At 55.1% G+C, this 20,501-nt stretch carries 22 protein-coding genes and 2 pseudogenes; 17 read left to right on the top strand and 7 right to left on the bottom strand.

Annotated elements, in window-relative coordinates:
• The first annotated feature begins 39 nt into the window (after positions 1-39).
• Genes BK660_RS18590 through BK660_RS18580 form a run of 3 tightly spaced genes read left to right on the top strand, consistent with a single transcriptional unit; the run spans position 40 to position 2,566 of the window.
• Complete coding sequence (locus BK660_RS18590; RefSeq protein WP_123434470.1) at positions 40-1,824, top strand: DUF1538 domain-containing protein; 1,785 nt, start codon at positions 40-42, stop codon at positions 1,822-1,824.
• A complete protein-coding gene (locus BK660_RS18585) occupies positions 1,821-2,183 on the top strand; it encodes a P-II family nitrogen regulator (protein WP_123434469.1) in 363 nt (120 codons plus the stop codon). The genes BK660_RS18590 and BK660_RS18585 overlap by 4 nt, the downstream gene beginning before the upstream one ends.
• Entirely contained in the window at positions 2,180-2,566 is a 387-nt protein-coding gene (locus BK660_RS18580) for a hypothetical protein (protein ID WP_123434468.1), read from the top strand. Before BK660_RS18585 ends, BK660_RS18580 begins: the two co-directional genes overlap by 4 nt.
• 17 nt (positions 2,567-2,583) lie before the next feature.
• On the opposite strand, the gene BK660_RS18575 is transcribed toward BK660_RS18580, so the two are convergent.
• Complete coding sequence (locus BK660_RS18575; RefSeq protein WP_123434467.1) at positions 2,584-4,227, bottom strand: arylsulfatase; 1,644 nt, start codon at positions 4,225-4,227, stop codon at positions 2,584-2,586.
• A 62-nt stretch (positions 4,228-4,289) separates the two neighbouring features.
• A pseudogene (locus BK660_RS18570) lies at positions 4,290-4,949 on the bottom strand (cyclase family protein); the annotation flags it as partial.
• A gap of 1 nt (position 4,950) precedes the next feature.
• On the opposite strand from BK660_RS18570, the pseudogene BK660_RS18565 reads away from it, so the two are divergent.
• Together BK660_RS18565 and BK660_RS18560 are read left to right on the top strand one after the other, a co-directional pair.
• A pseudogene (locus BK660_RS18565) lies at positions 4,951-5,133 on the top strand (aromatic ring-hydroxylating dioxygenase subunit alpha); the annotation flags it as partial.
• Positions 5,134-5,434: 301 nt separating this feature from the next.
• Positions 5,435-6,448, top strand: a complete 1,014-nt coding sequence (locus BK660_RS18560) for an SLAC1 anion channel family protein (protein ID WP_123434466.1) — start codon at positions 5,435-5,437, stop codon at positions 6,446-6,448.
• Positions 6,449-6,596: 148 nt separating this feature from the next.
• Here BK660_RS18560 and BK660_RS33625 read toward each other — a convergent pair whose 3' ends face one another.
• Together BK660_RS33625 and cynS (BK660_RS18550) are read right to left on the bottom strand one after the other, a co-directional pair.
• Entirely contained in the window at positions 6,597-6,929 is a 333-nt protein-coding gene (locus BK660_RS33625; protein ID WP_123434465.1) for a hypothetical protein, read from the bottom strand.
• A 61-nt stretch (positions 6,930-6,990) separates the two neighbouring features.
• Positions 6,991-7,458: a cyanase gene (gene cynS, locus BK660_RS18550; RefSeq protein WP_123434455.1), complete on the bottom strand. Its 468-nt coding sequence runs from the start codon at positions 7,456-7,458 to the stop codon at positions 6,991-6,993.
• 408 nt (positions 7,459-7,866) lie between these two features.
• Between cynS (BK660_RS18550) and BK660_RS18545 the strand changes: the two genes are divergently transcribed.
• Positions 7,867-8,496, top strand: coding sequence for a LysE family translocator (locus BK660_RS18545; protein ID WP_123434464.1), 630 nt, complete (start codon positions 7,867-7,869; stop codon positions 8,494-8,496).
• Positions 8,497-8,573: 77 nt separating this feature from the next.
• Here BK660_RS18545 and BK660_RS18540 read toward each other — a convergent pair whose 3' ends face one another.
• Positions 8,574-9,020: a cupin domain-containing protein gene (locus BK660_RS18540; protein ID WP_123434463.1), complete on the bottom strand. Its 447-nt coding sequence runs from the start codon at positions 9,018-9,020 to the stop codon at positions 8,574-8,576.
• A gap of 309 nt (positions 9,021-9,329) precedes the next feature.
• On the opposite strand from BK660_RS18540, the gene BK660_RS18535 reads away from it, so the two are divergent.
• The 7 genes from BK660_RS18535 (at position 9,330) to BK660_RS18505 (ending at position 15,678) form a co-directional block, all read left to right on the top strand.
• Positions 9,330-9,929, top strand: coding sequence for a lecithin retinol acyltransferase family protein (locus tag BK660_RS18535; protein WP_123434462.1), 600 nt, complete (start codon positions 9,330-9,332; stop codon positions 9,927-9,929).
• A 178-nt stretch (positions 9,930-10,107) separates the two neighbouring features.
• On the top strand, positions 10,108-11,946 hold the full coding sequence (locus BK660_RS18530; protein ID WP_259698520.1) for a PAS domain-containing sensor histidine kinase: 1,839 nt from the start codon (positions 10,108-10,110) through the stop codon (positions 11,944-11,946).
• Between the two features lie 62 nt (positions 11,947-12,008).
• Positions 12,009-12,584 carry a response regulator transcription factor gene (locus tag BK660_RS18525; protein WP_259698519.1) on the top strand — a complete coding sequence of 192 codons (576 nt, stop codon included), beginning with the start codon at positions 12,009-12,011 and terminating at the stop codon, positions 12,582-12,584.
• 114 nt (positions 12,585-12,698) lie between these two features.
• Positions 12,699-13,127 (top strand): response regulator transcription factor, encoded by a 429-nt coding sequence (locus BK660_RS18520; RefSeq protein ID WP_123434460.1) that lies wholly within the window; start codon positions 12,699-12,701, stop codon positions 13,125-13,127.
• A 212-nt stretch (positions 13,128-13,339) separates the two neighbouring features.
• On the top strand, positions 13,340-14,287 hold the full coding sequence (locus tag BK660_RS18515) for a LysR substrate-binding domain-containing protein (protein WP_123434459.1): 948 nt from the start codon (positions 13,340-13,342) through the stop codon (positions 14,285-14,287).
• A gap of 231 nt (positions 14,288-14,518) precedes the next feature.
• Complete coding sequence (locus tag BK660_RS18510; protein ID WP_123434458.1) at positions 14,519-15,151, top strand: carbonic anhydrase; 633 nt, start codon at positions 14,519-14,521, stop codon at positions 15,149-15,151.
• A gap of 50 nt (positions 15,152-15,201) precedes the next feature.
• Positions 15,202-15,678: a nuclear transport factor 2 family protein gene (locus BK660_RS18505; protein WP_123434457.1), complete on the top strand. Its 477-nt coding sequence runs from the start codon at positions 15,202-15,204 to the stop codon at positions 15,676-15,678.
• Between the two features lie 128 nt (positions 15,679-15,806).
• On the opposite strand, the gene BK660_RS18500 is transcribed toward BK660_RS18505, so the two are convergent.
• The gene (locus BK660_RS18500; protein WP_148057446.1) at positions 15,807-16,364 is read right to left on the bottom strand and encodes a cupin domain-containing protein; all 558 of its coding nucleotides are present in this window, start codon (positions 16,362-16,364) and stop codon (positions 15,807-15,809) included.
• A 157-nt stretch (positions 16,365-16,521) separates the two neighbouring features.
• Here BK660_RS18500 and cynS (BK660_RS18495) point away from each other — a divergent pair, with 157 nt between their 5' ends.
• The 4 genes from cynS (BK660_RS18495) (at position 16,522) to grxC (ending at position 18,339) form a co-directional block, all read left to right on the top strand.
• Positions 16,522-16,989 (top strand): cyanase, encoded by a 468-nt coding sequence (cynS, locus tag BK660_RS18495; protein WP_123434455.1) that lies wholly within the window; start codon positions 16,522-16,524, stop codon positions 16,987-16,989.
• A 104-nt stretch (positions 16,990-17,093) separates the two neighbouring features.
• Complete coding sequence (locus BK660_RS18490; protein WP_123434454.1) at positions 17,094-17,342, top strand: DUF2790 domain-containing protein; 249 nt, start codon at positions 17,094-17,096, stop codon at positions 17,340-17,342.
• Between the two features lie 41 nt (positions 17,343-17,383).
• Positions 17,384-18,046 (top strand): carbonic anhydrase, encoded by a 663-nt coding sequence (locus BK660_RS18485; RefSeq protein WP_123434453.1) that lies wholly within the window; start codon positions 17,384-17,386, stop codon positions 18,044-18,046.
• 29 nt (positions 18,047-18,075) lie between these two features.
• Entirely contained in the window at positions 18,076-18,339 is a 264-nt protein-coding gene (grxC, locus tag BK660_RS18480) for a glutaredoxin 3 (protein WP_123434452.1), read from the top strand.
• Positions 18,340-18,358: 19 nt separating this feature from the next.
• Here the strand turns inward: grxC and BK660_RS18475 are convergent, their stop codons facing one another.
• Entirely contained in the window at positions 18,359-20,404 is a 2,046-nt protein-coding gene (locus BK660_RS18475; protein ID WP_123434634.1) for a 2Fe-2S iron-sulfur cluster-binding protein, read from the bottom strand.
• Positions 20,405-20,501 lie beyond the last annotated feature (97 nt).

Here is a 20,501-nt window from a genome sequence, read left to right as displayed (position 1 = left end):
TGGTCGAACACCCGTAGATCAACCTCAGCAGATGACTCTATGAAAGACACCATTCGCTACGCCGAATACTTGCACAAGATCGGAGCGGGTCGCCGCGAAATACCCATGCGTGAGTTGGTCTGCGCCCCGGTTCGCAATACCGATGGCCACTGGCAGGCCGCCCCACACAAAGCGGTGAAATTACGTGGCGGCGAGATCGCCGCCATCCTCAAGCCCTATCTCAATGTCCGGTTCATGGAGCAACTTCGCGCCGTGGTGCCGCTGGCCCTGTACCTGGTGCTGTTCCAGATCATCATCCTGCGCCAGTTGGTTGAGGACTCGATGCTGGTCACGGCCGGCCTGTTCGCCGTCATCGTCGGCCTGATGCTGTTCATGGAAGGCCTGAAACTCGGCCTGATGCCCTTCGGCGAAATCATCGGCAGCAACCTTCCACGCAAGTTATCGCTGCCAGTGGTGTTGCTGGTGACCCTGCTGCTGGGCATCGGGGTGACGTTCGCCGAGCCCGCCATTGGCGCACTGCGCGCCGCCGGGCAGAACGTTTCTGCAGAGCGGGCGCCCTACCTATGGGCGATCCTCAATCAGTGGACCAGCGCGCTGGTTCTGGTGGTGGGGGCCAGCGTCGGTCTGGCTGCCGTCATCGGCACGCTGCGCTTCCTCTACGGCTGGAGCCTGAAGCCGTTGATCTATTTATCACTCGCGCCCGTTCTGCTGCTGACGGTGTACATGAGCAGTGATCCTGAGCTGGCAAAGATTATCGGCCTGGCCTGGGATGCCGGCGCGGTCACCACCGGGCCGGTCACTGTCCCGCTGGTGCTGGCGTTGGGCATTGGCATCGCGGCAGCCGCGGGCAAGGGCGGTTCCGGGCTGTCCGGGTTCGGTATTGTCACCCTCGCCTCGTTGTTTCCTGTCATTGGCGTCATGCTGCTGGGCCTGTACGTGTCGGCCATCTCCTCGCCGGCAGACATCATCGCCGCGGCGCAGGTCGCAGCCAGTGCCGGACAAACGGCGGCTGACTGGCACACGGTCAGCCCGGGACTGGAGATTGTTTCCGGGCTGCGGGCCATCGTGCCGCTGGTGATATTCCTGCTGATCGTACTGAGACTGTTGCTGCGCCAAAGCCTGCCACGGCGCGGAGAGATCTTCCTCGGCATCGCCCTGACCGTGGTGGGCATGTGCGTGTTCAATCTCGGGTTGACCTACGGTCTGTCGAAGCTGGGAGGCAGTGCGGGTTCGCTGATTCCCGCGGCCTTCATGCAGACTCCAGGCGCGGACGACTCCCCGCTCTACCGGTATGAGGTGGGGTTGATTCTGGCCCTGGTGTTCGCCTGGGTGCTCGGGTACGGGGCGACCGTCGCCGAACCCGCGCTGAATGCGCTCGGCGTCACCGCCGAGACGCTGACCAACGGGTTTATCCGCAAGCGCGGCCTTATCCGTGCGGTATCGATAGGAGTCGCCTGCGGCATTGCCGTGGGGGTGGCCAAGTTGGTGTTCGGCCTGCCACTGGTCTGGCTGGTGGTGCCGCCCTACCTGTTCGCGGTGGTACTGACGATTTTTTCCACCGAGGAGTTTGTCAACGTGGCCTGGGACAGCGCGGGTGTCACTACCGGGCCAATCACCGTTCCGCTGGTTCTGGCCATGGGCCTGGGACTGGGCAATGCGACCAACGCCGTCGAGGGTTTCGGCATTCTTTGCATGGCCTCCGTCGGCCCGGTGATCAGCGTCATGCTCCTCGGACAGTGGGCGCGTTTCCAGTTGTGGAGACAGACAAAGGCCGCCACCGAAGAGCCAGCGAAGCAATTAATGGGCACAGGAGAAGCAGGATGAAAGCGGAAGGCATTACCTACCTCACTGACGTTGCACTGATCACCTGCATTGTCCCCGTCGGGCGCGCGGATCTTGTAATCCGCGCGGCCCAGGGCATGGGCGCGCCAGGCGCCATTGTTTACCACGCCAACGGGATCGGCCCCCGTGAGCGACTCGGCCTGCTCAGCATCGCCATCGATGCGGAAAAGGAAGTGGTGAGCCTGCTGGTCGCTGCCGACTACCAGGGCGCAGTACTCGAGGCGATCTATCACGCGGCCAATCTGCATGTTCCCGGTGCTGGAATGATCTATGCGACACCCGTGGAAAAAGTGGCGACCTACATCCCCCGCGAGATGCTGAAACAGGAGAATGCCTCGTGAGCGTGGCGGTCGCGGGAGTACCGGGTGGGGCTGCAAAACTCATTACCTGCGTGTTGCCCGACGATGGCACGGAACGCAATCTGCTGCAGCTATTGCGAGAGGTGCATGGCATTACGCGTGCAGACAGCGTTCATTGCCGTGGCGTGGCCATCCTGCAGGCCGCCAAAGCGCCCCCGAACGAAGTGCCTGAGGCGACTCTGTCTCGAGTGGTCAATGTGGTGGTCGATGAAGCTCAGGCAGATGAGGTGTTCGACTTCATCTGTGTAAACGCCAGGCTGACCGAGCCTGGCAGAGGGTTGATGTACATGTCGGCGTTGAATTTCGCTACTGCAGTGGCGATGCCTGAGGGAGTAACGGAAGAACACGAGGGGAACCCGGCATAGCGGCGCACGCTATCAGGCTAATGCGTTGCAAACACCACACCTACCTCCTTGGCATATTTCAACCATGCGTCCTTGAGCCGCTGCACCGTCTCTGGTCGGGCAGCGGCCAGGTCTGTGGTTTCGCCGCGGTCCTGCGCCACATTGAACAACTGCCATTGCGGCGGCTGCGCGTCGCCGCCAAACCCTGCTTGCGGGCGCATGCCCAACAGTTTGAGGTTTCCCTCCCGGTAATAAGCATTGCCAAACAGTTCGCCGGCCAAGCTGTCATGACGGTGCGGGCTACCTTCTCCGGCGAGCATTGAGCGCATTGATTGGCCTGTAATCGGGTGTTTGCTCACGTCGGTTGGCGCCTCGATTCCCGCCAGGTCGAGGAAGGTGGGCGCCAGGTCATCAACCCGCGCCATACCGCGTTCCACACCCTGACGACGCAGTGTCTTGGGCAGTTGGATGATTGCCGGCACGCTGATGCCACCTTCGGCCGTGGTGCCTTTGAACAAATGGAACGGTGCGGCGCTGACCTCTGCCCAACGCAGGCCGTAGTCGATTTGCGACCCTGCCTGACCGAGGTTGGCGTAACGGTTATCGGTGCGCGGGCCTGGCGGATAGAACTGGGCGTGGTTCTCTCCTGCCGCGCCGTTGTCCGACATAAATACAATCAACGTGTTGTCGTACTGGCCGCTCTGGCGCAGGTAATCCACCACTCGGCCAATGTTGTGATCGAGGTTATCGACCATGGCCGCGTAGATTTCCATCTTCCGCGCTTCAACACGTTGCTGTTCCGGGCTCAGTTGCTGCCAGCCTGGCAGTTTTGGATTCACCGGGAGCGGGTTCGCAGGCTGGGCGTCGTTCGCCATAAGGCCAAGACTTTTCATCCGTTCGATACGCGCCAGACGTACGCTGTCATACCCCTGATCAAACCGCCCTTTGTACTTATCGAGGTATTCCTTGGGTGCCTGCAAGGGCCAGTGCGGAGAGGTGTAAGCGGCGTAGGCAAAAAACGGCTTGCCGTCCTTTTGGCTGTTTTGCAGGTAGCTGATCAGCTTGTCGGTGTAGAAGTCGGTGGAATAGAAACTCTCCGGCAACTCTACCGCTTTGCCGTTTTCACGGTAGTGCACCTGCTCGATTTTTGTCGGGTCGATATTCGAGGGTTTGAAGTGGGCAGCCCCGCCCTCCAGCAGGGTAAAAGACTGCTCGAACCCGCGTTGATCCGGTCCCTGATCCGCCTCCAGCCCCAAGTGCCATTTACCGACCATGAGGGTGTTGTAACCGCCCTCCTTCAGCAACTCGGCAATCGAGTAGGAACGTTGATTCAGGTAACCCTCATAACCCGGCTTACCCCGTTGAAACGGCTGCAAGGCCTCCGCCATGGTGCCAAGCCCGGCGAGGTGATTGTCGGCGCCGGACATCAGCATAGAGCGCGTGATCGAACAGGTCGGTGCCGCGTACATGCTGGTGAGCTGCAAGCCTTGATGGGCGAGTTCATCCAGGGTGGGTGTATTGATTTCTCCACCAAAACTGCCCAGGTCGGAATACCCCAGGTCGTCGGCCAGAATCAGCAAAATATTGGGTTGCTTCGCATCAGCACTGGCCGCCATGGCCAGGCTGCTACTGAGTGTCAGTGCACCCAACAGTAACGTCAGGGGCATGCGCAAAAGAGGCATGTTTTCTCTCTTATTCTGTTCAATCGAAGACCATGGATTTTGCTACGAGCCAGGCGCGGTGCTTATTCTTCGAATATCGCCACCGCCCGAACAAACCCCGCTGACGCATGCTTGATCTTGTAGGGGAAACACGACACCACGAACCCGCTGGCCGGCAGGGCTTCAAGGTTGGCGAGCTTTTCCATTTGCCCATAACCGATATCGCGCCCGGCTTTGTGCCCCTCCCAAATAATCGAGGCATCACCGTCAGCGGCAAAACGCTCGCGGGTGTACCTGAACGGTGCGTCCCAACTCCAGGCATCGGTGCCGACGACGCGCACACCGCGCTCCAGCAGATACAGGGTGGCTTCACGGCCAATGCCGACGCCGGCATCGAGGTAACCCGGTTGCCCAAATATCGCGCCGGCCCGGGTGTTGATCAGCACGATGTCCAGCGGCTGCAACTCATGGCCAATTCGCGCCAGTTCGGCTTCAATCTCATCGGCGGTCACCACGTGCCCGTCCGCCATGTGCCGGAAATCCAGTTTCACGCCCGGTTGCAGGCACCACTCCAGCGGCAACTCGTCGATGCCAAACGCCGGTTCACCACCATTCGTGGTCGAGGCGTAATGCCAGGGCGCATCCATGTGCGTTCCACTGTGAGTGGTGATGTGCAGCCGCTCGGCCGCCCAGGATTCGTTGCCGGGCATCTGATCGAGTTGCAATCCCGGGAACATCGCCGACGCCATCAAGGCCAAGGTCGTTGAGCAAACGGTTATGACGTTTGATGAAGACAAGGTGATTATCGAAGCTCAGTACAAGAATATGTGCCAGTTCGGTATGCGGCCGATGATTGATATACATGTCGATGTTGGTGCTAATCGCGCACGCCGGATTATTGAGCAGCTTCGCCAATCCACCTCTTGAGTACACGGCGCAGGCAACTTCACTGAGTGTGCTGCGTCTGTGGTTCGGAGCTTGGCGGGTGAAATCACACCCCGCGAGAACCTCGCTCGGCTTCGATCACGATTGTCATCCTCTCGACTAGGCTTAAGGGTCACGTCTCCAGTGTATTCGAGCGCTGTTCTCCACCCTGCGAGCGAGTGCGATTACGGAGTTCCTGTCGCATCACCGGGTGGTTTACGTTGATGAAACGGGAAGGTTAAGGAGATGTAAACAACCCTCCCAATGCGGCCCCATGCATCCCTTCACGAGAACAGGTAACGGTATGAGCACCGCTGTGACTCCACAAGAAATCGGTACCAAGATGGGAGCGATGGGGTATCTGCCGGTGGCACTGTTCGGCGCCATCATGGCGCTCAGTAGCCTGGCCGTGGCATGGCGCATGGCGCACACATATTTCGGTGCGCCCCAGTGGATCGGCGAGTTTACAGGCTACATGGCGATGCTGGGTTTCGTAGGCCTGGTGGTTGGCTATGCGGTCAAAATGTGGAGCAGCTTCGAATTAGTAAAAGCGGAGTTCAATCACCCCATCGCAGGCAGCCTCTTCGGAACACCGTTGATCAGTCTTTTACTGCTGCCCATTTTGCTGGCTGAAATCAGCCTTCCGCTGGCACGCATTGTCTGGGTACTGGGTACCGTTGGAATGACGCTGTTTGCCTGGATGATTGTCCATCGCTGGATGAGCGTTCAGCTGCAGGTAGAACACACAGCGCCAGCATGGATCATCCCGGTGGTAGGCATGATCAACGTGCCGCTCGCCGTTCCAATGCTGCATTTCCAATCGATCCATGGCGTCATGATTTTTTCGCTAGCCGTGGGTTTGTTCTTCGCAATACCGCTGTTTACGATGATTTTTTCGCGCTTGATGTTCCAGGCGCCCATGCCGACAACCTTGCAGCCGTCCCTGATGATTGTGGTCGCCCCATTCGCAGTCGGTTTCTCGTCCTACGTCACGACCATCGGTCAAATTGATGCGTTCGCCGAAGCGTTGCTCATGCTAATGCTGTTCTTGCTGGCAGTCGTGATCGGGCGTCTATGGAGCCTGGCTGGTTGCTGTCCATTTCGCGTGGCTTGGTGGTCTGTAAGCTTTCCGTTAGCGTCTTCGGCTTCCGCTGCAATGCGCTACGCAGCCTACGAGCAAAACGAATACGCCAACGGTATTGCACTATTTTTACTAACCCTGGCCTCCAGCGTGATTCTCGGATTGTTAGCACGGACGTTGCTCGGCATCCTCCGCGGCGAGTTGCGCGCCCTGACCGGTGATCTCACTGCGCACTGAAAGCTGGAAAGGCATTCTAAATAGGGCTTTAAGATTTTCTTCAGTGAGGCGCAGTTACTAAAACGAAAAATGCCCCGCAGGCGTATACCAGCGGAGCATTTCTTTTTTGTTTATAAAGCCCGGCTTGGGCGGAGGCACACAAGGGTGTTCACGCCAGACGATGGATCAGCGTGCGATCCGAACCATCAGAAGCGACCTGCATGCCTGGCGTATGGTCTGAGCCATCGGCGGCAAGGGTTTGGCCTTGTGGCGTGTGATCCGCCCCATCGGAGGCAAGCGCCTGGCCTTGTGGCGTGTGATCCGCCCCATCGGAGGCAAGCGCCTGGCCTTGTGGCGTGTGATCCGAACCATCAGTGGCAATAGTCTGTTGGTATTCAGTGGCCTGGGTGAAGAAGTGATCTTCCTGATTGCTCGGTACCGCGAATGCGCTAACGCTGAGTGCAAAGGTGGCGACAGCAAGTAATTGGGTAACAGTTTTCATGGTCTTTTCTCTAGTCAGTATTGAATGATGGCCCGCACTGGGAGCACGGGCCGGTATCCGCTTAGAAAGGGCGCAGCGGCAGGAACTTGCCGTCGAGGGTGATCACTGCGCGGTGGCCGCCTTCTGGGTCTTCGACTTTTTTCATGTCCAGTTTGAAGTTGATCGCGCTGATGATGCCGTCGCCGAACTGCTCATGAACCAGGGACTTCAGGGTGGTGCCGTAGATCTGGATCATTTCGTAGAAGCGGTAAATGGTCGGGTCAGTTGGGACGCCAGACAGGCTGCCGCGCAGCGGGATGACTTGCAGGCGGGCTACCGAGTCGGCGTCCAGGTCCAGTTTTTGGCCAATCACTTTGGCTGCGCTTTCTGGCAGTGGGTGTTGACCGAGCAGAGCGGCGGTGACATAAGCCAGGCCCAGGCCAGTGCCTTCAGCCAGGTCGGCAAAGGACAGACCTTTGTTGGCTTTTGCGTCCAGAATTTCGGCGGTCAGTTGCAGGCTGGTGTCGTTGTAAGCGTGAGACTGTTGCATGGTGGATCTCCTGTCGGGTGTCACTGAGTGGATGTTGCCGGGTGGGTGTCGCTTGGGTGTGAAGCAATGTTCTGCCGATTCACCGATAGCGTCCAAGACCGATATCCAATGCAGCACATAAGCAGGACCTATGCATTGTGAGTGCGGGATTCACAAGCGCAGAAACGCCAGAGATGCTGTTATCTCGGGCGGATATCTCGTTGGGAGTTATTGCGCGCAGGTGGCCGCGGGAGAGCCGGCACATATGGCGTGCGAATTAAGATTATTTGGCAGTAATAAGCATTAGAGAAATAATCAACGGCATGATCTGCCAAAACATGGCGTATTTTTAGTTCAATACGCAACCACCTGCCCTACCCCTTCGCCCTAAACTTTTATCTCCCTAATCAGTCACCGAGCTGCTCCAAGATGGAAGATTTAGCGCTGTATCTCTTAGCCCTCTCAATGATCTTTTTGATGCCTGGCCCCGATATGATCCTGCTCCTGCAAACCGGTGCGAGACAGGGCCGAACTGCGGCGCTGGCAACAGCCTTGGGTCTTGCAATTGCCCGAGCCTGCCACGTAGCACTGACTGCGATGGGACTGGCAACATTATTCAAAATTCTGCCTTGGACGTTCGACGTCGTAAAATATGCAGGGGCTGCATATCTACTCTGGATTGGACTACAAATGTTCAAAATCAGTGGGGAAAGCTCTTGCGCAACCGAGGACAACCACCTGCCACCACCCTCCTTGAGAGCGGCTGTTCGGCGTGGGCTACTGACCAACTTGCTTAACCCAAAGGCGCTATTGTTCTGCTCGGTTTTGCTGCCTCAGTTCCTGGATCCCAATCGATCTTCGGTTTGGGAGCAACTGGCAGTGCTAGGTGCGGTGCTGGTTATCACGGGCCTTGCCTTCGACTCTGTGTATGCGACGGCAAGTGCGTGGGTAGGTCGCTGGTTGGAGCGAAATGCCAAGGCGCAGCGGATTCAGCAATGGCTATTCGGCACGCTGCTAATCGGGTTCGCTGTGCGTTTGGCGTTCATTCAGCAAGGCTGAGTAAACGCCCATCTGGAGAACATGATCCGTGCCGCCTGCCTGAAGGTCGAATTCTCCAGGCAGTCGGCAAGTGCAGCCTATTTCTGCAAGTTAACCAGCGGCTCGCCCTTCTTGACGATGTAGGTCGCCAGTTCCGAGCCTGTGGTCGTGCCGATGTTAGTCGCGATGTGCGCCGTCCCTTCCGGGATGTACAAGGAGTCCCCCGCCTTGAGCGTCACGGTCGGTTGCCCTTCGAGTTCATACTGGAAGATGCCACTGATGACGTAAGCCACTTCCACGCCTGGGTGAGAATGCTTGGGCGCTGCGACACCCGGCTCAAAATCAACGCGAACCTGGATCACCTCACGGTCGGAACCACCGAGATCGCGTTTGACCAGATCGGTGCGATGGAGCCCTGTCTGCCAGCTTTTTGCCGCTGGCGTCTCTTGAGCCTGTGCCATCCCTGCGAATGCAGAGAGGGATAAGGCGGCGGCCAGGGCTGTACCAAGGATGCCGACAGTCTTGAGGGTATTGAAACGAGACATTGAGTTTCTCCGGTCAGTGCGCGGTAGAGGCCGTGTATGGGTCCGCTCGTGCGGTGTATCCATTTCAGATCAATGTTGTATCTCGCTCATGTCGGGCAGGCTGGGATTTTGTAAGCGCAGGTAGCTGGCAATAGAAGGGATACGTTCTGATACAAACCCTGCAGGCATGATCGCTCTCCAACGGCGCACCGATTAATACTGAAGTATGAGCCCCCCATATAAAGTGACTATTTCGCATAAACCTATGCACGACTGATTATTTTCCTCCGGAAAGGTACTCTACTTTCAAAGGTTCCAGAGGACTTCATCATGAACAAGTTACTGATGAAAACAATTGGCATAGTATCCTCCCTGGGTTCGATCTATTTGAACTCAGCAGTCGTCAATATAGATTGTGAATCAAACCTGAATGAATCGTTTTTTGAAAACGGTTCGCGCTCCTGCGACAGTGATAGCGCCTCAAAACCAAGTAAAACCGCCTCAGATCCCGCAACGCGCTTAGTCCACGACACTGATCGTCTGAGCGCAGGTTCTCACCTTGTGAGTCCACGCAAGTTCTATGTCCATCACGGCATCTATCTTGGCGATGGCAAGGTGGCTCATTACGCTGGATTGAGTGCATCGCTGCAAGCCGGCCCGATTGAAGTCACTGACCTCGCTCACTTCGGCAATGGCAGTTCAGTCTGGGTTCATCAGGAACAATGTGCCTTTTCCAGCGACGAGATCATTATAAGAGCCCTCTCCAGAGTCGGAGAATCACAGTACAAAATCCTGTCGAACAACTGCGAGCACTTTTGCAATTGGTGTATTAACGGTAATAGTTATAGCGCGCAAGTATCCGAGTACCTCCATCGTCCCTTGCGCCTGGTTCGCATGTTCCTTTCATCGAAGACCGGTTTAATTGCATAGTCACTCACTTACCCTTCCACCGTCTTCATTCGTCGCAACACAGTTGCGACGTCGTTTTTTGCTACGAGCCAACGCTCGTTGATATCCGACAATGGGTTTTGCTTGCTGCAATGTCTTCGGGGGTGTTCACTGCAATCACCCGTGATGCAATGCACAACCAGCAGGCCTGTTGATTGATATGAAAATCTCAATTGAACCGACGGTAGCTGTAGAAAATCCACACCCCCTCGCCCCTCGTACACTCCTCCAGAGATCCGGCGCCGCTTCGCTCGCCAGCATCATTTTCATCATCGACACACTCACCTCCATACATATCGCCATAGCGGTGCTCTACGTCGCCGTCATTCTGATGTCGGTAAACCTGTTTTCCAGGAAGGGGGTGATTGGCGTTTCGCTCTGCTGCATTGGATTGACGTTAACTGCCTTTTTTCTTTCCCATGGCACCGATTTCAATAGCTCGGCGTTCGCCCGTTGCCTTGTCAGTCTGTCTGCGATTGGGATCACCACTTTACTGGCACTCAAAAACAAAGCCGCCAATGATGAGTTGCAGGAACAAGTGCGTCTGCTCGCGCAAACCCATGACGCCATCATTGTTCGAAACATGAATGGCATCATCACTACGTGGAGTCCGGGCGCCGAAGCCTTGTATGGTTGGTCCAAAGCACAGGCCATAGGTCAGGACTTTCGAACGCTTCTGCGGCCACAACTGACGCTCACCTGGGAGCAGGTGATGAACTCGCTGATTGAAACCGGCCGATGGGAAGGCGAAGTTGTGGAACACCGGCGTGACGGATCACCCGTGACGGTTGTAAGTCGTTGCTCCCTGTCACGGGACGAGAAAAATCAGCCAAAAGCGGTTCTGGCGACTCACAACGACATCACCGAGCAAAAAAGGGCCATCAATGCTCTGCGACGCAGCGAAGCGTTCCTGGCCGGTGCTCAGTGGCTGAGTCAAACCGGCAGCATTGGTCTAAAGATTCCAAGCGGGGAAATGTATTGGTCAACCGAAGCCCGGCGAATATTCGAATTCGGTGATGAAGAACTGCCATTGCTGTCCAGCGTGCTCAAGAAAACTCATCCGGATGATCTGGACTTGGTGAAAACATCGATCAAGCACGCCTACCAGAAAGAGCCTCACATCAAAGTGGAATATCGGCTGTTAATGGTCGATGGGCGGGTCAAGCATGTACAAATGCTGGCTCATCCTGTCCATGATGCCGCTGGCAATTTTGAGTACATTGGTGCGCTGATGGATGTGACGGATGCCAAAATGTCGGAGGAAGCTCTCCATCGCGCCCAAACAGAATTGGCTCACGTAACCCGGATCACTACGCTGGGTGAACTGGCAGCATCGATAGCCCATGAGGTTAACCAGCCATTGGCTGCCGTGACCACCAATGGCACCGCCGGTTTGCGTTGGTTAAATCGCGAGGTGCCAGACCTCGACGAAGTGCGTAGCGCGATGGAGCGGATGATGAGCGAGACGCATCGAGCGAGCGAGGTGATTCGGCGTATCCGGGCAATGTCACGCAAAACCGATCCTCAAAGCGCTCCGGTAGACCTGATGGAGGTTATTGAAGAGGCATTGGCGTTGGTCGACAGGGAGGTCAGGCGGAACAAAATTGTGCTAGACCATCAATACGATACCGCGGCGGCCGAGATCATCGGTGACCGCGTGCAACTCCAGCAGGTGATCATCAATCTGATCATAAATGGCGTGCAGGCGATGTCCGCTACCAAAGGTAAACCTCGCACGCTCCATTTGCGCCTTCGACGTTCCGGTGCGGGCGAGGTGTGTGTTGATGTCCAGGACAATGGCCCCGGTATTTCGCCACAAAGCATGCCCAAGCTCTTCAACGCCTTCTACACCACCAAACCAGACGGGATGGGAATGGGGTTATCCATTTGCCGCTCGATCATCGATGCCCATGGAGGCCGCATCTGGGCAACCAGTGAAGCCGGAGAAGGCGCCGTATTTCACTTGTCTTTCCCGACCAACAATAAGGAGTCTGCGTGAACGACGATTCTTCTTCCTTGGCCAAGGGGCCTGTTGTGTTTGTGATAGATGACGAAGCCCCCATGCGCGAAGCGCTCAGCAGTCTTTTCCGATCGGTAGGTCTTCGAGTAGAGACGTTTTCATCCCCGACGGAGTTTCTGCAATCTCCCGATCCCGATTCGCCCAGCTGTCTGGTCCTCGATGTACGCCTTCAAGGCGCAAGTGGCCTGGAGTTCCAGCATCAGTTGGCTGAATCGAAGGTCGCCTTGCCGATCATTTTCATCTCGGGTCATGGCGACATCGCCATGTCAGTCAAAGCGATGAAAGCCGGTGCCGTGGATTTTCTGGTCAAGCCGTTCCGCGATCAGGATTTGCTGGATGCCGTCGCCGCCGCGCACCAGAGGGATGCCAAGCGCCGAGAGATCGACCAGCAAGACGCAGGATTGCATGCTTGCTACCAATCGCTGACAGCCCGTGAACGGGAGGTCATGGCCCACGCAGCCAAGGGTTTGATGAATAAACAAATCGCGGGAGAAATGAATCTGAGTGAAATTACCGTCAAAATCCATCGCGGGCATGTGATGAAAAAAATGCGCGCGAAGTCATTTGCAGACCTGGTTCGAATGGCGGAAACCCTGGGAGTCGGGCCAAAACGCTAAGCAGTACATACATGTGTATGATTTCTTTCAGGGCCATCCGCAAATAGAGTGGAATTGGCGCGATGGCTATTTAGCTGTTTCGAATCCATTCATGTCGCGCCCAGGATCTGCGCAGTGAATAAAATCCCTGTGATCTCCATCGTCGACGATGACGCACCTGGCCGAATCGCTCTCAGTAGTCTGGTACGGTCCATGGGCTGTGAACCTAGTCTTTTTTCCTGTGCCGAAGATTTTCTCGCCAGCGCAAGAAGCTACGAGACGGACTGCCTGATTTCAGACGTCCAGATGCCGGGTATGACGGGGCTGGAACTGCAAGCCGAACTGCTCAGTAAAGGGCACGACATCCCCATAATTTTCATCACCGCGTACCCAGAGGAGTCAGTTCGCAAACGTGCGAAATCCTCGGGAGCGATCTGTTTTCTCAGCAAGCCATTTGATGGACAAGTGATGATTGACTGTATTGAACAGATTTTGAAGAATAGAGAGGCAAGTATCACCTATACCCAAGTATTACCCTCTACCACTTATACCTTAGACAAGTGAAACCTACGTAGACGTGCTAATTAAATCATCATCACTCACAATACAAACAAGCCAACGAAGCGGTTCTAGAAAAAAGCCGGATCTAAACCCAGTTAATTGATCCGGTTTTTACCATCCGCTTACCGGCTCATGGACAATGAGTCAGATGCCCCTTGAACATCGCTCATTGAGTTGAAGCACAATGGCGGGCCGCAGCCCTGGTGGTGATGACGATGAATAGAAATGACCTTCGCAAAATCGACTTCAGCCTTTTGATTGTTTTCGAAACATTGATGCACGAAAGGAATCTTACACGTGCCGGTGAGAAGTTGTTTCTTTGCCAATCAGCCATCAGCGCTTCTTTAAATCGACTGCGTCAATTTTTCGATGATCCGCTGTTCATTCGCATGGGTAGAACCATGGAGCCTACGAGCAGAGCATTTGAAATACAGCGTACTTTAACCCCAGCGCTGGACACCATGGCTGCTGCGCTGGGCAACACCAGCGAATTTGATCCTGTCACCAGCGCAACAGTCTTCAGAATAGGGCTCTCCGATGACGTGGAGTATTCATTGCTGCCTGAACTGCTTCGCCAACTGCGAATGGAAGCCCCTCAAGTCAGCTTCGTAGTGCGTCGTACCGATCACTCATTACTGGCACATCAGCTCTCAACAGGTGAGGTGTCATTGGGTGTATGTCACTGTCGTGAGCTTCCCGCCAATGCCAAACGAAAATTTCTGCGAAGCATCCGCCCTTCCGTTTTGAGTGCAAACGCTTACGCAGGAGCGTTGGACATCAACGAGTACAGCAATCGACCGCACGTTTCTGTTTCAGTCAATGGTGAAACGTCCGATTATATTGACCGAGCGTTGGGATCTCTTGGGCGGCAACGTCAAGTTGTCCTCGCAGTTCCACAATACAGTGCTCTTAAAACACTACTCGAAGGCACGGATTTGCTAGCCGTAGTGCCTGATTACGTAGCCAGAGCCATGACTCGGCAAAGTGGATTACGCGCGGATCCCGTTCCGATGCCCCTCCCTGCCCTCGATCTTTCAATGTCATGGAGCGCCACGCTGGACAACGATCCCGCAGAGCGTTGGTTGCGCTCACGCGTTAGTCATTACCTGAGCGAAAAAAATGCAACGCTGATCGAAATAAGCCCGACAAAGGTGGCTGCTTAATATCCTGATCAACAATAGCGCCCACCCACGTCTTATTGTTGCTTTACTTGGCTGTGGATTTTGCGGGACTTCCATCTTTTATTTTCAGCCAAGAGAAAGTTGCACGCACATTAGATTGATCCAACATAACCAATGAATCATTGCTCCTTCTTGTTCTTGGACGGCATTCAACGAGCAATCTAACATCGGCCTTCGAAATTCCACCCATGCCCTAAACACCGGAACTTGCCTATGAAAGCGCTCATTGAAGGTTTCATCAAGTTTCAAAAAGAAGTGTTCCCGCAGCGAACCGACCTCTTCAAATACCTTGCCACGACTCAAAATCCAAAAGTTTTATTTATCACGTGTTCGGACAGTAGAGTTATTCCGGAATTGCTGACACAGCAGGAGCCAGGAGAGCTATTCGTTATTCGTAATGCTGGAAATATAGTGCCGTCCTATGGACCACAACCTGGCGGCGTGACGGCCTCTGTCGAATACGCCGTTGCGGTACTTGGCGTTGAAGATATCGTCATCTGCGGGCACTCCGATTGCGGGGCAATGACCGCCGTTTCAAGTGGAAAATCGTTGAACCATCTGCCGGCTGTAGCCGCCTGGATGAGCTACGCGGAGTCTGCAAAGGTGATGAATGCGACCCGTACGCACGCCTCCGATAAAGAGCGCGTCAGCTCCATGGTTCGAGAAAACGTGATCGCTCAACTCTCCAACTTAAAAACCCACCCGAGCGTCAGACTCGCTCTAGAGCAAAAAAAACTGAACCTGCATGGCTGGGTCTATGACATAGAAACCGGGTCAATTGACACGCTTGACGGAAAAACAAATACGTTCGTTTCACTCGCAGAGTTCCCTGAAACAAAGGCATAACCTCAGCAACTCCTATCGAAAACCTGGGAAACCTATCGGGAGTAAAAATCATGGCCGACTCTGAAACTCGTCCACCGCTACCACCTTTCACTCGTGAGACGGCGATCCTCAAAGTCCGTCTTGCCGAAGATGGCTGGAACACACGAGATGCGGAAAAGGTTTCTCTCGCCTACACGCCTGATACCAAATGGCGAAATCGCGTCGACTTCGCAACAAATCGCGCAGAGGCCGCTGCGTTCTTGACCAGAAAATGGAACAAAGAACTGGAATATCGACTGATCAAAGAACTGTGGGCGTTCACCGATAATCGCATCGCTGTGCGGTATACCTATGAATGGCATGACGACTCAGGTAATTGGTTCCGCTCCTACGGGAACGAAAATTGGGAGTTCGCTGAAAACGGTCTGATGGCACATCGTTTTGCCTGCATCAACGATATGCCAATCAAAGAGACAGAGCGAAAATTCCGTTGGCCACTCGGCCGTCGTCCTGATGATCATCCTGGCCTTTCTGATTTGGGTCTTTAACGTGCACCTTCTCGACCAAGGTAATCAGGCAGAAAATTGGGCGGTGCTTTTTTTGTTGGCCGCCCCCAGTTGATCATTTGGTAAGTGCTCATGCGCTTGCCAACGCGATTTTCAGGTCTACGCAAAGACTACTGTGCGAGATTGTCTCCCAACGCCGCCCATTTGAGTGCCAGTAATTTCGCGACGGTCTCTGGCAATTCGGCGAACCACTCCTGGAGCGGACGCACGATTGGCGTTTGAGGCTCTTCTCTCGCAGCACCAGTAGTCCAAACAACACCATAGCGGGAAAGTATCTCAACCATCTCGCTACGCAGAATAGTGTTGTGTTTAGCCGCGTCAGCCAGCTCGCGAAAAGCCGACTCAACCACTCCAGGCCACAACACAATTCCTACCGTGCTTGGGCACGCTCCCTGCTGATGGATTCGGTGCGCGGTTCCGGCATGAAGTTTTACCGCGTCGCCTTCTTTGAGCAACGCAATTCGTTGTCGACCCGAACGAATCTCCAATGCGCCACTGAGCGCCACCACCAGTTTCGTCTCATGGCGATGCATTAACGGCAAATTGTGGGCATTGACCGGCAACACAAAGCGCATCGCCGTGCCCGCACCTCCCGTGGTCGCCTGCGGCACGTCGATCCACACGGGATAACCGTTGGGTACCAGCAACAACATCTCAGACGTTTTCACGCTCATATCCTCCGTAGCCACCATGCATAGGTACTGCTTATGCGCCGCATTGGATATCGGTCTTGGACGCTATCGGTGAATCGGCAGAACATTGCTTCACACCAAGCGACACCAACCTTGCAACACCCACTCAGTAAAACCCGACAGGAGATCCACCATGCAACAGTCTCACGCTTACAACGACACCAGCCTGCAACTGACCGCCGAAATTCTGGACGCAAAAGCCAACAAAGGTCTGTCCTTTGCCGACCTGGCTGAAGGCACTGGCCTGGGCCTGGCTTATGTCACCGCCGCTCTGCTCGGTCAACACCCACTGCCAGAAAGCGCAGCCAAAGTGATTGGCCAAAAACTGGACCTGGACGCCGACTCGGTAGCCCGCCTGCAAGTCATCCCGCTGCGCGGCAGCCTGTCTGGCGTCCCGACTGATCCGACCATTTACCGCTTCTACGAAATGATCCAGATCTACGGCACCACCCTGAAGTCCCTGGTTCATGAGCAGTTCGGCGACGGCATCATCAGCGCGATCAACTTCAAGCTGGACATGAAGAAAGTCGAAGACCCAGAAGGCGGCCACCGCGCAGTGATCACCCTCGACGGCAAGTTCCTGCCACTGCGTCCTTTCTAAGGATGCAAATGAAACTGTAATTCGGCCCGCAGCCACTGCGGGCCTGCTCCAAAAAATTTACTAACCAACTTTATTGAACACCAACTTTGACTGGAGGATTCGTCATGAAAAAAATTCTGTTTCTCGCCTTGTCCCTGACGGCTTCGCTGTCAGCTTATGCACAGGAAGCTGTGGTCACGCCGAATGCCGTTCCATACGCCTACGGCATGCACCTGGATATCGCCAAGGTAGTCAACATCACCCCTGCGGCGGATGTGTGCGGTCCAACCCCCGTGCAAATGACTTACAAAGATTCACACGGTAGTACCCATATTCTGGAATACAGCGTGATCGGTGCCGGCTGCACCAACTGATCGTCATTCCATCACTTAGCAATCAATCAGAGGTTCACATTATGAAAGCGCTCATCGACGGTATTTTGAAGTTCCAAAAGGACGCATTTCCACAACGGACTGATCTGTTCAAACACCTGGCAACCACCCAGCATCCAGGTACGTTGTTCATCACTTGCTCCGATAGCCGCGTTGTACCTGAACTGCTGACCCAGCAAGAACCTGGCGAACTGTTCGTGATCCGTAACGCCGGAAACATCGTGCCGTCCTACAGCCCGCATCCCGGTGGTGTGTCGGCAACAGTCGAATATGCAGTCGCTGTGCTCGGCGTCACCGACATCGTGATCTGCGGCCATTCCGATTGCGGTGCCATGACCGCTGTCGCCAAGTGCAAATGCATGGATCACCTGCCCGCTGTTGCTGGCTGGTTGCAGCATTCCGAGTCAGCGAAAGTCATCAACGAATCGCGCCCTCATGCAAATGAAGCAGCCAAGGTAAGTTCGATGGTCCGGGAAAACGTCATCGCCCAACTGGCCAATATTCAAACCCACCCGAGCGTGCGCCTGGCTCAGGAAAAAGGTCTGCTGAATCTTCATGGTTGGGTTTACGACATCGGAACCGGTTCAGTCGATGCTCTGGATGCCGACAACAAAACGTTCAAATCACTGGCCAAGCACCCGACCACCGTTGCCGTGCATGCCCGTCCTGCAAAAGACGTTGCTTAATCACCAAAACTATTTACGGAGTAACCACCATGCTTGAAGTCACTATGTACACCACCAGTACCTGCCCTTACTGCCGTGCTGCCAAGAAGCTGCTTAATGCCAAAGGCATTCGCTATACCGAAATCGACGTACAGTCCGCACCGGTGAGGAATGAAATGGTTAGCCGAAGTGGGCGCCGCACTGTCCCACAGATCTTTTTCGGTAATCACCACGTAGGCGGGTTCGACGACCTGGCTCAACTTGAAAGCGAAGGCGGTATCGACGAAGCGCTCAGCCCACGCTTGGTGGGATGAGCGGTCGATGGCACCCACATTACAAATCCAGTACAAGGGGGGCGTCGCCCTCCTTGGCTTGTGCAGGTACAGCGCAGCAAATCAGCACTTCCCCTTCGGCCGGCATCTCTGCTGGCAAATTCAAGTAGTGCACTTGCCCACTAATCAGTTTGGTACGGCAAGTTCCGCACGACCCACCCCGACAACTAAAGTCTGGATTCAGACCACGGCTTTCAGCTAACTCCAGTAAGCTTGCGCCACCTGGCTCCCAACGTGCCTCTTTAGACGATCCTGCAAACAACACTTTGACCGGGCTGCTTGCCGCTGGCACTTGCTCGACTGCTGGAGTCAATTGATCCCGCTGACGGACCAACGTCGACGGGCCAAAAGTCTCTGCATGTATACGATCATCGCCAATGCGCAATTCGCGTAATCCGTCGTACAGCGCTTGGGTAAATGGCCCAGGTCCACACAGGTAAAAATCATAATCGTCCAAGGGCAACAACGCCTTGAGTAACTCGACATCGATGCGTCCAGCCATTTCATAGTGTTCGCCTACGCGTGCATGAGGCTCTGGTTGACTGAGTACTCGTAACGCACGGATTTTATCTTTGGCGCGAACTGCCAATTCATACAATTCGTCGCGAAACCCAAGTTCAGACAAAGTGCGTGCACTTTGAATAAACCAGGTGGGACGTGTGCGCCGGATACGCTCCCCTTGATAGATCACCTCACGTAGCATCGAGAGCATGGGCGTTATCCCGACCCCTGCTGCCAATAGCACCAAGGGCCGATACTCATCGGCATGAACGGTGAAACGCCCCTGCGGTGCACGAGCCTCAATCAGATCGCCCACCTGAACGCGGTCATGCAAATGCGACGAAACCACCCCGTCACGCTTGACGCTGATGCGAAAAAAACTGTCGGAGGGTGCGCCCGACAGGCTGTAAGTTCTGACCAAAGGTGCCTCGCCTTCGGTCACGCAAATACGTACCGGCAAGTGCTGGCCAGCCTCAAAGCGCGGCAAGCCTGCACCATCGTCAGGTTCAAAGTAGAAGGATCGAATTGAGCTGCTTTCATCAACAATGCGGGTTACCCGTAACTGCCGCCATTTGTCACGTAAGGCATCAGCCTGTAAACGTCCCGCGGTTTGCTCCCAACTACCCGTCATCAGACTGTTGGGTGAAAAGCCCTCAAACTGCCAACGTAGCGCCAAAACCGCGTGACGTCGAACCACCTGTTCAACGGTCAGCGTCCATAGCCGCTCTGCTCCTTGGAATGCCCCGATCTCCGGGCTGTCGAGAATGATTTCGGTGCGTCCAGCGACTTGCAGTACATCGCCGGTTTCAAAATCGATGAACACTAGCCCAGCGCGTGGGTTGAGTAAAAAATTGCCCAAGGTATTGAAGTGCAGGTTGCCCGCAAAATCGGGAATCGTCAGAACGTTACCTTCAATCCTGACGAAGCCTGGGTTGCCGCCCCGGTGAGAAACATCCACTGAACGCTTGCCGTCCTGGTCCAGGTAGCTGGCAACAAAAAACGTATCAGCTTTGTTGATCGTCTCCTTTGCGGCCTCATCAAGTTCATTGAGATGCTCGGCTACGGTATTGGAGCAAGCATGCCCCAGACTGACGGGCTCGACACTACGTAGCTGGATGTACTGCGGGCAATTACCGAAACTGTGAACGACAGAAATGGCAAAACCGCCAGGAGAGGCGGTGCTGATGTTGCCATTCATACGATTTCGCCTTCGAGTCTTCAGGTCGATACCCAATAACCCGACAGCGTCACCCTTTTTCAATCCCGACTTAACAGGGTCACCGTCCGCAGGTAGGCAGTCGATTTGAAGCACACGCGGATCGGGAGAATGGGCAAAGCCTGGGGAGCCTTCGACAAGTGTTGCCCAAGGAGTGCCGTTCTCATCGACAGCACCCAAAATCAAATACGGGAGTTGGCTATAGAACAGTCGATGTTGGTCTGGCATAAAGTCGCGTACGACCCTGCGCCCATTTGCCTCCATGACCTGCGCGACGCCAACGCTTTCTTGCAAGTGCCGTTCGCCTTCATGCCAGGGTGATTCCCCCAGCCCGTCTGTCTGACTCATGATCACCTCTACGTATTCACATTCGTAAACAGGTGCATTTCACTCGCCGTTCAGCGAGGAAAGATGTTTCCCGGCGGCG

Source organism: Pseudomonas brassicacearum (genome assembly GCF_003732265.1).
Lineage (GTDB): Bacteria > Pseudomonadota > Gammaproteobacteria > Pseudomonadales > Pseudomonadaceae > Aquipseudomonas > Aquipseudomonas brassicacearum_D.
This window is presented reverse-complemented; position numbering and strand designations above follow the sequence as displayed.

Bases quoted from the DNA above. Each gene is read 5' to 3' on its own strand.
- BK660_RS18540 (WP_123434463.1), bottom strand. From the start codon at position 9,020: ATGTCTCGTTTCAATACCCTCAAGACTGTCGGCATCCTTGGTACAGCC.
- BK660_RS18585 (WP_123434469.1), top strand. From the start codon at position 1,821: ATGAAAGCGGAAGGCATTACCTACCTCACTGACGTTGCACTGATCACC.
- BK660_RS18510 (WP_123434458.1), top strand. From the start codon at position 14,519: ATGAAAGCGCTCATTGAAGGTTTCATCAAGTTTCAAAAAGAAGTGTTC.
- BK660_RS18560 (WP_123434466.1), top strand. From the start codon at position 5,435: ATGAGCACCGCTGTGACTCCACAAGAAATCGGTACCAAGATGGGAGCG.
- BK660_RS18530 (WP_259698520.1), top strand. From the start codon at position 10,108: ATGAAAATCTCAATTGAACCGACGGTAGCTGTAGAAAATCCACACCCC.
- BK660_RS18545 (WP_123434464.1), top strand. From the start codon at position 7,867: ATGGAAGATTTAGCGCTGTATCTCTTAGCCCTCTCAATGATCTTTTTG.
- grxC (WP_123434452.1), top strand. From the start codon at position 18,076: ATGCTTGAAGTCACTATGTACACCACCAGTACCTGCCCTTACTGCCGT.
- cynS (WP_123434455.1), bottom strand. From the start codon at position 7,458: ATGCAACAGTCTCACGCTTACAACGACACCAGCCTGCAACTGACCGCC.
- BK660_RS18575 (WP_123434467.1), bottom strand. From the start codon at position 4,227: ATGCCTCTTTTGCGCATGCCCCTGACGTTACTGTTGGGTGCACTGACA.
- BK660_RS18505 (WP_123434457.1), top strand. From the start codon at position 15,202: ATGGCCGACTCTGAAACTCGTCCACCGCTACCACCTTTCACTCGTGAG.
- BK660_RS18515 (WP_123434459.1), top strand. From the start codon at position 13,340: ATGAATAGAAATGACCTTCGCAAAATCGACTTCAGCCTTTTGATTGTT.
- cynS (WP_123434455.1), top strand. From the start codon at position 16,522: ATGCAACAGTCTCACGCTTACAACGACACCAGCCTGCAACTGACCGCC.
- BK660_RS18525 (WP_259698519.1), top strand. From the start codon at position 12,009: ATGCGCGAAGCGCTCAGCAGTCTTTTCCGATCGGTAGGTCTTCGAGTA.
- BK660_RS18535 (WP_123434462.1), top strand. From the start codon at position 9,330: ATGAACAAGTTACTGATGAAAACAATTGGCATAGTATCCTCCCTGGGT.
- BK660_RS18485 (WP_123434453.1), top strand. From the start codon at position 17,384: ATGAAAGCGCTCATCGACGGTATTTTGAAGTTCCAAAAGGACGCATTT.
- BK660_RS18490 (WP_123434454.1), top strand. From the start codon at position 17,094: ATGAAAAAAATTCTGTTTCTCGCCTTGTCCCTGACGGCTTCGCTGTCA.
- BK660_RS18590 (WP_123434470.1), top strand. From the start codon at position 40: ATGAAAGACACCATTCGCTACGCCGAATACTTGCACAAGATCGGAGCG.
- BK660_RS33625 (WP_123434465.1), bottom strand. From the start codon at position 6,929: ATGAAAACTGTTACCCAATTACTTGCTGTCGCCACCTTTGCACTCAGC.